Raw genomic sequence first — 13,032 nt, 5'->3', positions numbered from 1 at the left:
AATAGATGTCGCACGTTCTCCCGTGCTTTCTGAGATTGAGACTTACTGAATGTCGAAACGTAGTAAAGCACGCCAGGTCGCTGTGCAAATGTTGTATCAGCTGGATTTGAATCCAGATGTCGATGGACGAATGATTCGCGAGATGATCGCGGAACGCCTGAACGATGCTCCAATCCGCGAATTCTCGATGGCGTTGTTCAGAGGGGTGATGGAACACCGTGACCTGCTGGACGACAAGATTCAGGCGGTGACTGCGAACTGGCGGATCAGCCGAATGGCAGCGACTGACCGTGCGGTTCTGCGTTTAGGAGCCTATGAACTCCTCTACACTGATGCCCCGGTTGGAGTCGCGATTGATGAGGCTTTGGAACTGGCGAAGAAGTTCGGCAGCAGCCAGTCCTCGCAGTTTGTGAACGGGATTCTCGATCGGCTTGTTCCGGCGGAGCGTCGTCGTCCCGGTCGGCCTGTCCCGTCTGGTCCAATTCATGTCCCGGATGTGAACCCGGACCCGATCGCCATTCCTGAAGGAGCCGTCCGAGACAGCGAACTTCCAAAAGAATTACGCGGCAATTCTGACGAATAAGCCTGTTTGATTTCGACAGGTTTGAAGGACTGAACTCGCGACGTTTCTTTATCGCTGTGAGCAAATCACTCCGACATGCGTGAGTGCTACAAGATTCGTGTACGATTCGATCGGTCGTTGAATTCGATTATCCGTATCGTGACGATTTTTCATGTTGGCCAAGGGGAAAACCCTTGGCCATTTTTAGTTACTGCTTCAAATTTGAGCTACGGTTGTCTGTCGCATTGAACGGTCTCTCCGAAGGGACGTTCATTGGGATTTGACCTGTTTGTTCATTTGGACGTCTCGCGTCAGTGCTTCTAGGTTTGGGCATTGGTTTCGACGTAACTAAGTCGAGCAGATCGTTTCGTAATCTGTCATGAAATCGCGTGAGGAATCTATGCCAGCCGATCCATGGAGTCGTCCGACGCAGAACGATGTACGGCGAGTTTTAGACACCATCGGAAAATCCGAAGTCAACCACCAGAGAAGTGTCGAACGGTTGGAGCTGACGATTCCGGCTGAGATTGTCACGAGTCGCGGGAACACGATCCCTGCTGTGACTCGTGAGGTCAGTCGTTTGGGAGTGGGCCTGCTTCACAATGGGGCAGTTCCGCTGGAAGAAGTCACCGTTCGAATTGCCAGCGACACACGCGAGTTCGAATACTGCGTCAAGATGGAATGGTGCAAGCCATGCGTGAATGGCATGTTCATGTCCGGTGGACAGTTCGTAAACAGAGGCAACTAGACTGATTCAGTCTATCGCGCGACTGCGCAGCGGCCGTTTCATTCGGAATCAGTTGATGGGGACCGCTGATGTGGATTGTTTAGAAACGCTGTGACCAGGCGAATCGTGTCGTAGTCCACTTCTTCATTCAGATGAAGGTAAATCGGCTTCAGTGGTTCAGCCCCGACTGCCGTGATTGCTTCCTGAACGCGATCGACGAGGTCCTGAGGAACCCACGGTGTGAGCGTCGCTTCCGGCTGTGATCCCAGAAACTGTGCCAGATAATTCATCACAGTTGAGCGGCTCTTGCCTTGAAGGTCCATCACAGATTCGATGGAGACTCCTCCCGCAAAGAGTGGAAAGGCTGCCAGTGCCGGCCCGCTGGGAGTGATCGGTTTCGCTTCTCGCTTTGCTGATCGTTGAATCATGCCGGGTTCCGTGCGAACGTCATGTTCTGCACAGTAGTCGGCAATGGCCTTCAGGATCAGCTCGCCGAAGACGTCGGCTTTCTTTTGTCCGATCCCCGGGACGTGAAGAAGTCGCTCCAACGACGTCGGGCGTTGGGCTGCAAGTCCACGGAGCGTTGCGTCTGTGAAGATGACATAGGCGGGAACTTCCCGTTCCTGAGCCATTTCTGTACGGAATTCTCGCAAGCGTTCAAAGAGTCCTTTGTCGACTCCATCCCAAGCGGTGATGTCGTTCGAATCGCTGCCGGGGGATCGCTTATTCACACCCTGTGCCGGTCCAAGCAGGATGGGGACTCGTTGTCCACGCAGGAGTTCTGCACCCTGGTCCGTAATCTTCAATGCATTCTGCTCGCCTTGTCGAACGAGGAATCCCTGATGGACGAGTTGACCAATCCAGCTAACGATGAGCGGCTTGTCGTAAGCCTTGAGCAGTCCCCAGGTGGAAAGATTTTCGTGTCCGTTCTCGACGACACGACGGTCGTATGATCCTTTCAGGACAAGTGCCGTGTAGTCGGAGCTGGTCTGTTGCTGCTGTCGGAAAATCGAAGAGAGGATCTTCTGGGACAGGACGAGGGAATCGTTCATTTCCGGGCGTTTTTCCTGACAGAGATCGCAGCTTGTCCCGCAATCATGGTCAAGATCTTGCCCGAAGTGTTGAACGATCATGCGATGGCGGCAGTGAATTCCTTCGCAGAAATTCAGCATCGCATTCAATGAATCCATCGACGTCTGACGAACCTGCGGAGGCTGATCGGAAAAAATGTGCTTCCACTTGAAAAGGTCGTCGCCACCAAAGTAGAGATAGCAATTCGATGGCAAACCATCTCGACCAGCACGCCCGCTTTCCTGCTGATAATTTTCGAGTGATTGCGGCATTCCCGAGTGAATGACGAACCGCACGTTGGATTTATCAATTCCCATTCCAAATGCGACCGTCGCGACCACAATGTCGACTTTGTCGCGAATGAAATCATCCTGATTCTTTTTGCGTACCTGATCGCTCAGTCCGGCGTGATAAGGGCGTACCCGAAATCCGGCCCCTTTCAGCACACTTGTCCAGCGGTCGACTTCTGCTCGGGTGATGCAGTAGATGATTCCGGATTCGCCTTTGTGGTTCCGCAGGACGTCCAGAATTCGTCCTCCCGAATTGGCCTTTCGTTCGATGCGATAGGTCAAGTTCGGACGGTCAAAACTGCCAACCAGAACCGTCGGGTTTCGCAGTGCCAGTTGCAGTTGAATATCGTCCCGGACCCGACTGGTCGCCGTTGCCGTAAATGCGTGCATCCCCACTTGCGGAAAGCGGTCACGCAGTGTTTTCAACTGGCGATAATGTGGGCGAAAATCATGGCCCCATTGGCTGACACAGTGGGCTTCATCGACCGCAAAGATCGAAAGTTTGATGTTGTCGAGGACTCGCAAGAAGTCGTTTTGAACGGCCCGTTCTGGAGAAACATACAGCAGCTTCAATTGTCCGGTCCGCAGATTGACCAGCGTTTCCCGTTGCTCGGCGGGAGTTTGAGTGCTGTTCAGAACCGCGGAAGGAATGCCACAGTTCTGGGCGGTATCCACCTGATCCTTCATTAAGGAAAGCAGTGGCGAGAGAACGATCGCGGTGCCTTCCATGCAGAGTGCTGGAGCCTGATAGCACAGAGACTTTCCGCCTCCGGTCGGCATCACAACCAGCGTGTCGTTTCCTGCAAGAATCGACTCCATGGATTCGCGCTGTAACGGGCGAAATTCGCTATAGCCCCAATACTGCTTCAGAACAGACGTCAGCGAATTTTTGCCTGTCGTAACAAGCGTTTCAGCCATCTCGGTTCAAACACTCCGTTCAATGAATCGATATGAAAACGAGTTCAATACTCACTGGAAACCTGCTGCAATCGAGCCTGCCTGGCTGTGGTTCTTTGCATCTGCTTCTCACAGCGGCGATCGATCGAGAATCCATAATGACCGAAACGCAAAATGCCACAATAGGACGCAGGCAGCGGCTGAATGAGGATATCCGGATTGCCGCGTTTTGTCTGCTCAGTGGAAGATTGAGTTGAAAGAATCGTCCAATCCGGTTCGGTCTTTCATGGGCCGCAACGTAGGTGATTCAATTGAAAAAAGGCTGGTTTCCGTATGTCAGAGACGTCGCGTAATTTCGAAACGGCACTAATTACGGTCCTCGCCAGTCAACTTCAGTTCGATGGTGTCCGCGCGGCTGGCCAATTCCAGAACGCTGGCCCGAACTTCTTCCGCGTCAGCCGTTCCGAGTGGATAGTTGTTCAGAGTGACGAAGTAATCCTGTCCGTCGATCTTACGAATGGCGATCGACCCATGAGGCATCTGTGAATTGAGACAAAGCGCCTCATGGTAATAGGATGCCTCAACAGGACAGCAGATGCTGTAGATTTGCAGCAGTCGTTCGGTCAAATCATGCTTGCTGGTTTCAATGATCACCCGTTGTTGACGTCCATTGGCAAGCGTTGCGATGATCTGGAAGTGGTCTTTGACTCGTTTCCATTCAATGTTGTATTCGTGCTTGAATGCATTCTGGAGCAGTGCTTCAATGTCGCGCATCTGCCCCAGAATCGCCTGTAGCAACTCGGACGCAACAATACCGTCGCGGGGGCGGTTACTCGGGCTTTTCTCCAGCATCATTGCGATGCATTCACAGAGCTCAAGAGGGACGGTCGGGTGATCGATTCGAATATTCGGACAGGTGTCGTGCTGAATGGATTGAGCGAGTTGGGTGATGTTGTCCCCACGGAATGGGACTGTTCCCGTCAACATGACATACAGGGAGACGCCCAGTGCGTAGATGTCACTTGCCGGGGTTGCCGGTGCTCCTGAGAAGAGTTCCGGGGCCATGAAGTGTGGAGTTCCGGCGAGGGTCCCCGGGACATCGAACGATGATTTACCGTGAAGGCGTTTCGCGAGCCCGAAGTCTGCGATTTTGGGGCCACCGTAATGAGGCAGCATCACATTGTCAGGCTTCAGGTCGCGGTGAATGACACCAATGCGGTGGGCAATGGCCAGACCGTTGGCAATCCCGAGTGCGATTGTGGCTGCGCGGCCGGGGAGCAAAGTCTGCTCGTTAACGACCTTCTGCAGCGAACGACCTGGGACGAATTCCATCTCCAGAAAGTGGAGTCCTGAGTATTGGCCGATTGCGTGAACAGTGACGATGTTCTGGTGATTCAGTGACGCGGCCGCCTGACCTTCTGTATGGAAGCGGTCCAGATAGTCGAGGTCCTTTTTCACCAGTGACGGCGACAGAATCTTCACAGCGCAGGGACGATTCAACTGCAAATGCTGCCCGAGGAAGACCCAGCCCATCCCTCCTTTTCCAAGAAGGGACTTTAACCGATAACGGTCAAACTCAGTGTCGATGAGAAAGGACAGATCGTCCTTGGCACCGATGTCACTTTCCACCGGTTGTAACTCATCGAATGAGAGATGAATCGTGTTTAAGGACGATTGCGCATTGCCAATCGTTTGCATCCCACAGCGAGGGCAGCGCATGTTTCCCTGACGTGCCACAAACGCTTCGTTGCAGGCAGGGCAGTAAATTGTCATTGGTGGGTCGAGATAGACCATGGGAAACAGGCAGAACCAGGCTGCCCAAATCGACAGGATGAAAGTGATATCTCAGAGAGAGAGGTGTTCCGATATTTTGACACACCTTGAAGTCGCAGGGCTACCGGTGAATGCCGGGAACTTCCAAAAATCTTGATCTCATTTCCTGCGTGATCATTTTGAGGATCGCCTCAGACGCACCTCTTGTGAATTCACTGCATTTGGAAAAGATCTCAATCAGATTGTTCACACGGCCTGTTTGAAGACTTAACTCGCGTTTGCAGCACTGACCCGGCTCCAACTGGCGGAGACGTTTTGCAGGGATTGAGCGACAACACAGTAACGCTCTGCAAGTTCAGTCAGTTTGGATAGCTTGCTGTCCGGGGCGTCGGACTCAATTTCAAAGTGGACTCGAATTGCTTCGTAGCCAACGGGAATTCCTCTGGCGACTCCCAGAGTCCCGCGAAAATCGAGATCACCTTCAACTCGAATGACTGTTGAGGTGATGGGGACTTCCATTGCTGTTTTGACTGCAGCAAAGGTGACACCGGCGCAGCCTGCCAATGCATTCAGCAGCATTTCAGCAGCACATGCCGCATTTCCATCGCCCCCTGCCAGCGGATGGAGCCCTGAACGCTCCCAGGCTGGCCCCGGACGATCGAGCTGGACGGAAATCGAATCAAATTCAATGCGTCCGGTCGCTGTCAGGGTCTGTTTCGCTGCTTCGGGCGTGTTCTGATATCGCTCTTTGAATGGTGCCTGAATTGCCCTGAGTTCTTGTGAGTTCATTCAAAACACCCTGACAGGGAAGTTGACGAAATGCTTCTTTCTCCCAAGCGAGAAAGGAGCGAATTAACCAATTCGATTGAACGGGATTTTCCCAGCAATCGCAAATCAGCATTGAAGTTACAATTGATCGTCGAGTCTCTTTACAGCCTGACATTCATCCTCGGGACGCTTGCCGCTGACTGACTCTCCTTTATGCTACACTGTCTCAAGCGATGACCCAAGTGCTCCAAGCCGAGACCGCATTGTTTCGGTTTCGCTGGAAATATTGTTGGGCAAATAGTTTGAGGTGAATTGGTTCGGCCGCGGATTTTGGATGAATTCAATGAATCACGATTCAGGAAACGAAGACGAGTTGGCCTGAATTGACGTTTCGTCAGAATTTTCACGCGAATGTTGCGCTGATGTCCGCCTTGGGAGCAAATTCCTGAGACCGATTTGCTCAATTTTCCAGAACCTGTTCGCCGGCAATTGAGTCATTGAGTCAATGAACTGGAAGAGACAGGTATTCTGTCCCTTCTGGATAAACGTGTGCCCGAGTGTCGGACACTGACATATCAGTTCTGAAACGTAAAATAAATAACTGGAATTCTGATGTATCGCGTGCTCGTTACCGACACCCTTTCGGCTCAAGGTCTCGACCTTCTCAAAAGCTTCCCGGAAATCGAAGTTGTCTATTCCCCAGGGATGAAGCCTGCTGATCTGAAAGTCGCGCTGCAGGAAGCGGATGGGATCGTTATCCGCAGCGGCACGAAACTCACTGCCGATGTGCTTGACGGGCAGAAGCGTCTGAAGGTCATTGCCCGAGCAGGCGTCGGGGTTGATAACGTCGATCTTCCGACCGCCACCCGAAACGGGATCATTGTTTCCAATACGCCAGATGGAAACACAATCAGTACAGCTGAGCACACGATCGCGATGATGATGGCACTCGTCCGAAACATCGGGCCAGCGTCACAGACAATGCGAGACGGAAAGTGGGACCGCAAGAGTTTCAACGGAACTCAGGTCGCTGGAAAATCGATCGGCGTGATCGGCCTCGGACGAATCGGAATCGCCGTCGCCAAACGCTGCCGTGGGCTAGAAATGACGGTGTTGGGCTACGACCCGTTTCTCGGGGAAGAACGTGCTGCTCAGTTGGGAATCGAGTTGTATCGCGATCTCGATGCGATGATCTCGAAGTGTGACATCATTACTGTCCATACTCCGTTGACTGAAGAAACCCGAGGATTGCTCGGAGCAAAACGACTCGCTGCTTTGAAAAAGGGCGTTCGCATTGTGAACTGTGCCCGAGGCGGGATTGTCGATGAAGAAGCTCTGGCCGACGCGATTGAATCCGGTCATGTTGCAGGTGCCGCGTTTGACGTCTTCACCAGCGAACCACCGGCTGCTGACTTCCGTTTGACAAAATTGCCTCAGGTTCTTTCAACACCGCACCTCGCTGCGTCAACCGACGAAGCACAAGAGCAGGTGGCGTTGGAAGCCGCTGAAATTGTTGCCAACTTCCTGACCAAGAACGAAATTCGTTCGGCTGTGAATATGGTTCCAATCTCTGGCAAAGAACTGGAAGGGGCTCGATCTTATCTCGACCTGGCCTATCGTCTGGGACTGTTGCTGGCGCAGTTGACGAAGGGTGAGACCGTCAAATCGGCTCGCCTGCATTTCAAAGGGGACGTTGCTTCCAAGCCTGTGAAGCTGATCACAAGTGCCTTCACTTCAGGGTTGCTTTCCGCAGCTCTGGAAACCAGCGTCAGCATCGTCAATGCCGACCTGACTGCTGCTGATCGCGGGTTGCCGATTACGACTGTTTCGACAACAGAGGCCGGTGCCTTCGCAACTCTGATTTCAGTGACTGCAGAAACTGAAAAAGGTCAGCGAACAATCAGCGGAACAACCTTTGGGAATGACTTCCTCCGCCTCGTGAAGATCGACGATTACCAGTTCGATGCTTATCTCGACGGCCTGATGATGTTCATCTCGCACAAAGATGTTCCCGGCGTGATTGGTGCGATCGGAACCGCCTTTGGGAAGCATGGCGTCAACATTTCTCACATGGCCGTTGGTCGTCGTTCTAAAGTGCAGGGTGGAGACGCCATTGCAACTCTGAACGTGGATAACAAGCCATCGCAGGAAGCGATCGACGAGGTCCTGAAGCATTCTGACATTTTGAATGCTCAGTTGGTCAGCCTTCCAGAAGCAGGTGCTCCACTTCCATGGTTGGGGCTGTAATCTGGCGGATGTAATCTCGGGGCTGTAGGCACCGAGGAAGTTCCGACTGAAGTTCAGTCATCTGAAATTCAATTGTCTGCCGATGGGATGAAACCTGTCGGCAGACTTTTTTATGTACTTCGCTATCGGGTTCCGACTCGAAGCCATTAAATGAGACTGGCGTGATGGAACCAGTCACGTCGCGTGGAACTGCCAACCTGGGGGGCGTCACTGCTTCGAGTGAGGCTGCGAGTCCGTTGCTTGTTGGGCAGAATCCGTTGTGGGGGACGTCATCGCTGACATCAATCCCGACGGTATCGCGACTGCATGTTCTGATGGGGCTGAGTTGGACTTTTCTGCTGAGTCCTGGCGGATATCCATTTCTTGCATGATGGCCTTTCGCCGTTCGGCAACTTCCATGTCGAACTGACTCAGGATGTCAACCGCTTTGTCTCGTGATGTGACCAGACCGATGATCAGATACTGAGTGATGGCGAGAAAGAAAAAGACCCAGCCAGCAGTCCCGTTGAAAATGACTGAGAGAATCGCGAAGACTGGTGACGATCGGTTCAGATGCAGGCAGATGACTCCTTTGAGGAGTGGAAAAAATTCCCGTTGAAAGTTCTTTTTGAATCCGATTCCTCGGACCCAGTTCGGGCGTCGCGGGCCAGGATGAATAATTGAAAACAACTGTTGATCAGGCATCGACTCGATCACCCCGATTGCCAGCAGAAGTCGTCCGATTGCGAACCACCAGTTATCTTCAATGGAGATCTCAGGGCGTTTCTCCATGACCCAGGCTGTGATCGACGATTCGACGTTCTTCGTTGCCAGCATCAGAACAAGAGACGCCCGAACCCATTGTTCGAGATCCTTTTCAAACTCCTCGTCCCATTGTTTATCTGGTTGGAACTTCTTGCGAATCTTCCGGAGCAAGGGAATTGCAATCAAGCCAACGACAAGCCTTGCTGTCGGTCGAATGACCGGAGCAAGAATTTCGCTGATCCAACTGCTGGGGACTGCCACGGAATTTTCTTTCAGATGTGACGGCGACGGGAAATTTGACGCGAAGTGATTGCCTCACGCACACTACTCAGCCTCTCTCTTGCTCAGTAATCAGGTTGCTTGCAACTCTGAAGATGAGTGACCGAGCGGATGAGAAATTCTTGTTCGTGAAACCAGAGCGTGTATCCTCAAGTGATTGGACTATTCGGGCGTGTTCGGGTGCCTGCGATGTCGTCGAGCGCGACGGCTCGATGGGGCAACGGAACGGATGACGATTTGGATGATTGGTTTCTGTCGGAATCGGATGAATTTCCGCAATCCGTTTCGGTCGTACGCGACGCGTTCCGGTGAACGGCTGGTAGTCTTTATTGGCGTCGAAATTCCGGGAATCGCATCCATCGCTATTAGAACGAATTTTCAGTTGAATTGGTCGTGGTCCGGGACGCAGAAAGAGAATTTCAACCTGAATCGCGGCTGTCTGACGACCAATTGAGTGAATCGAATTGCGGGGGATCGCAGTGGTCTCATGTGCTCCCAGTGTTCACGTGACGGCGGCTTTACGACTGAAAGAGGAGGGGAAAGATGGGCCGAAAAAACTCTGGTGCAGCACGACGACCCGCTCGTGTGCACCCACAACTACAGAAAAAACAAATTAAGAATAAATACTCTGAGCCCGGTCGTGATCCTTTTCTCAAGACTGGAAATCAGCAAAAATGGCCGGTGTCTAGGCCAAAATCGGGATAATCCCCACATTAGAACATGAATCTTTTGCGCAGCTTCTGTAAGCGGACTTCTGCCAAAAGGGATCACCGGTGCAAATAGAACATCCGATACTATTGGAGATGGGCACTGATGCCCTTTCTTCTCAGCACGCATGTCTCCAGGATGGAAATCATACGATGCTTCCCTGCGTCAATTACTTCAAGATTTTACTCCTGGCGACACCAGTTCTGCTGTTGCCTGCAGTGACCTATGCCCAAGTCGTTCCAGGTACTGGAACCTTGATCGCACAGGACAAGTTTGAAGATCCGAGCTTTGTTTACAACGCCAACCTTCCAAAGAGCAGTCGGGAAGAGGACGGGAACGTTCGTTACCCGCTGGGCGTAAGTAACAACGGTCTCTGGTTTGAAAGCCCAAAGCGTGGTGCGCCTGACTCCGTAAAATGGGTCGAAGCGCCTGCTGGAGCGATCCCAGGCAGCACCGGTTCTTTATACATGCGCTCGCGAGATACCGGGATTCCTGGGAATCCCGGCTACAACTTCCGCAAAAAGGATGTGCATCAGGCTCAAGACGACTTCATTATGAAGGCGCGAGGGCTATCCGTTGCAAACTCTCCAAGTTGCGTCGTACGAGTGTATGTTCCAGCCTGGGAACACTGGGAAGAGCGAAATGGTGTCTCGTTCGGGCTGCGTGCCGGGATGCAGGGGCCAATGGAAAAGGACAAAGAGGTCAGCATTGGTCGTCGATTCATGCGATCTAAGCGAACCGAAAAAGTGACTGAAATCGAACCATACTACCCAGGGTTCTTTATTCAGTATGTCCCGACGAATTCCCGTGAGAACACGACAGGGAAGCCTTACGCAAAGATCCTGTTGCGTGCCGATGAACGCGGCCACGAGATGGCTGGACCAATCATTCGGGAACCAGGCTGGTGGACACTCGGAATGTCAGCCACTCCAGATTCCCGTGTGCATTATTACGCTCACGCTGGCGTGCATGATTTGACCAGTGCCGACTACATTCGTTCTGCCCTCCCTTACGACATCAAAGGGACTTCATTCAGCACGATCTTCTTCAATATCTGCTCTGCCGATAACGGAGAGTCCTGGTCCACACCATGGATCATCGACGACCCTAGTATTTATGCAGGATCAGGAAACTTCGCTCCACCATCAACGACTGGAGCAGTTCCAAAACCTGCAGCGGCGAAACCACCGACGCCTAGAGCAGCCGCTGCTATTGCAAAGTAAATGAAACCAGCGAGAAGCCATTGAAGAAGCCGCACATCATTAAGGTGTGCGGCTTTTTTGTTTTGTATCCGATGCAGATTCCGTGACGACTTTCGAGCGAGAAGGAATTCGCTCGTGCCGAGATGTGAGCATAACGCAGCTGCTTTGTGCTTCGTCTTATGCCTGCGTGTGTCGTGCCTGTCGAGTCGGCAGATTACCGGAGCGGGAACGCATCTCACGCGGAGCCGGGAGGTCAAAACGGCGCAGAAATGCCGGGCGATCCTCGCGACCGCCGCTGGTGTAATCATGCCAGATTGCTTGAGCAACGTCTTCTTCTGGTCGCCTGAGTTCCTGTGTCAGAAAGCGGAAAACAAGCTCGGCGAGCTTTGGAAGCGGAATTCCGTGGGTGCGCTGTTCCTGATCATAGATCCATTCCGAAAGCTCCTTGAATCGCCAGAATGGGGATTCGCCCTCGCTCCAGAGCAGCTTGCGAGACTGCACGAAGTTTCCGCTGTTCGAGATCAGATCCCAGAACCGTGCGAAGCGTCGAAGTCGGTGGATTTCTTCGAAACTGATCAATCCATTCGCCAGAATCTCATACGGCGGGTAAGGGCTATAGACCATTCCATACTGTTCGTCATGGCGAATGATTGGCGTCCCGCGGAGACGCTTCAGAATGCCAACCTGAATCTCTTGTGGTCCCAGTAAAACCAGTCGGTCAAAGCCTTCAGCAAAACTCTCGATGCTTTCGCCGGGGAGGCCGACAATCAGGTCAGCATGAATATGAATACCGGTCTCTTCACGAAGAAACTGGAAGTTGTCCGCGAGCTTGTTGTTGTCCTGACGCCGACTGATCAGCTTGCCGACCTCGTCGTTGAACGTCTGGACGCCGATCTCGAACTGGAGTGCTCCGTGCGGAAATTTCTGAATCAACGCACGTAATGAGTCCGGTAATCGGTCTGGAATCATTTCGAAATGCAGGAACAGGCCAGGCTCGTAGTGATCGAGAAAGAACTGAAGAATTGCCTGACTGAATCGCAAGTTCAGATTGAATGTCCGGTCAACAAATTTGAACTGTCTCGTTCCTCGCTGCAACAGACTTTTCATCGATGCCAGAAACGATTCCAAAGGGAACGTCCGGACAGGGATATCGAGAGCTGACAGGCAGAATTCACACGTGAACGGGCACCCGCGAGATGCTTCAACGTAGATGACCCGATTGGCCACGTCTTCTGAATTGTAGAGCTCGTATGGTGGTGCGATTTGGTCGAGTGGAGGAACAGGAGCGGTAATATACTTGTCGGTTCGCGGGCGTCCTTCCATCAGGTCCGCACAGAGTTCCCGAAACGTCAGATCCGCTTCCCCACTGATCACATAATCTGCAAGTTCAACAATCGGTTGTCCGTCCGTCTCGTAACTGACTTCAGGCCCTCCCAGAATCACGATGATGTCTGGTCGCACTCGCTTCAGGTCTTCAACGAGTCTGGTTAATTGCTGAACATTCCAGATGTAGACGCCGAATCCGATCATGCGCGGATGATGATTGAGGAGCTGCGCGAGCACGTCAATTGTGCTGTCGTTGATCCCGAATTCCAGCAGCGTTGTTTGCTCACGCAAGGGGCCCATGTTGGCGAGAAGATAACGCAAGCCAAAGGCCGAGTGGCAGTAACGTGCATTCAGAGTTGTCAGGATGATGTCGGACATCGGGACATTTTCAGTGGGGAGAAGTCAAAGTTGAACTTTAAGGACTTTCCCCAACGAAAG

Annotated in this window: 9 protein-coding genes; 4 read left to right on the top strand and 5 right to left on the bottom strand. The window is 52.5% G+C overall.

Features of this window, described 5'->3' with window-relative positions; genetic code table 11:
- The first annotated feature begins 49 nt into the window (after positions 1-49).
- Together nusB and SH527x_RS06360 are read left to right on the top strand one after the other, a co-directional pair.
- On the top strand, positions 50-583 hold the full coding sequence (gene nusB / locus SH527x_RS06365) for a transcription antitermination factor NusB (RefSeq protein ID WP_437193816.1): 534 nt from the start codon (positions 50-52) through the stop codon (positions 581-583).
- Positions 584-962: 379 nt separating this feature from the next.
- Positions 963-1,310, top strand: a complete 348-nt coding sequence (locus SH527x_RS06360) for a PilZ domain-containing protein (protein WP_437193815.1) — start codon at positions 963-965, stop codon at positions 1,308-1,310.
- A 38-nt stretch (positions 1,311-1,348) separates the two neighbouring features.
- Here the strand turns inward: SH527x_RS06360 and recQ are convergent, their stop codons facing one another.
- From recQ to SH527x_RS06345, 3 genes are all read right to left on the bottom strand, one after another.
- Positions 1,349-3,568, bottom strand: a complete 2,220-nt coding sequence (gene recQ / locus SH527x_RS06355; RefSeq protein ID WP_437193814.1) for a DNA helicase RecQ — start codon at positions 3,566-3,568, stop codon at positions 1,349-1,351.
- A gap of 345 nt (positions 3,569-3,913) precedes the next feature.
- Complete coding sequence (locus SH527x_RS06350) at positions 3,914-5,320, bottom strand: serine/threonine protein kinase (RefSeq protein ID WP_437193813.1); 1,407 nt, start codon at positions 5,318-5,320, stop codon at positions 3,914-3,916.
- A 267-nt stretch (positions 5,321-5,587) separates the two neighbouring features.
- The gene (locus SH527x_RS06345; RefSeq protein WP_437193812.1) at positions 5,588-6,109 is read right to left on the bottom strand and encodes an OsmC family protein; all 522 of its coding nucleotides are present in this window, start codon (positions 6,107-6,109) and stop codon (positions 5,588-5,590) included.
- Between the two features lie 591 nt (positions 6,110-6,700).
- Here SH527x_RS06345 and serA point away from each other — a divergent pair.
- Positions 6,701-8,335 (top strand): phosphoglycerate dehydrogenase, encoded by a 1,635-nt coding sequence (gene serA, locus SH527x_RS06340; RefSeq protein WP_437193811.1) that lies wholly within the window; start codon positions 6,701-6,703, stop codon positions 8,333-8,335.
- Positions 8,336-8,542: 207 nt separating this feature from the next.
- Here the strand turns inward: serA and SH527x_RS06335 are convergent, their stop codons facing one another.
- The gene (locus SH527x_RS06335; RefSeq protein ID WP_437193810.1) at positions 8,543-9,340 is read right to left on the bottom strand and encodes a DNA topoisomerase I; all 798 of its coding nucleotides are present in this window, start codon (positions 9,338-9,340) and stop codon (positions 8,543-8,545) included.
- Positions 9,341-10,218: 878 nt separating this feature from the next.
- Between SH527x_RS06335 and SH527x_RS06330 the strand changes: the two genes are divergently transcribed.
- Complete coding sequence (locus tag SH527x_RS06330; RefSeq protein WP_437193809.1) at positions 10,219-11,289, top strand: hypothetical protein; 1,071 nt, start codon at positions 10,219-10,221, stop codon at positions 11,287-11,289.
- 156 nt (positions 11,290-11,445) lie between these two features.
- Here SH527x_RS06330 and SH527x_RS06325 read toward each other — a convergent pair whose 3' ends face one another.
- A complete protein-coding gene (locus SH527x_RS06325; protein WP_437193808.1) occupies positions 11,446-12,972 on the bottom strand; it encodes a DUF4080 domain-containing protein in 1,527 nt (508 codons plus the stop codon).
- Positions 12,973-13,032 lie beyond the last annotated feature (60 nt).

Origin of the sequence: Planctomicrobium limosum, assembly GCF_051465645.1 — a bacterium.
GTDB lineage: Bacteria > Planctomycetota > Planctomycetia > Planctomycetales > Planctomycetaceae > Planctomicrobium.
This window is presented reverse-complemented; position numbering and strand designations above follow the sequence as displayed.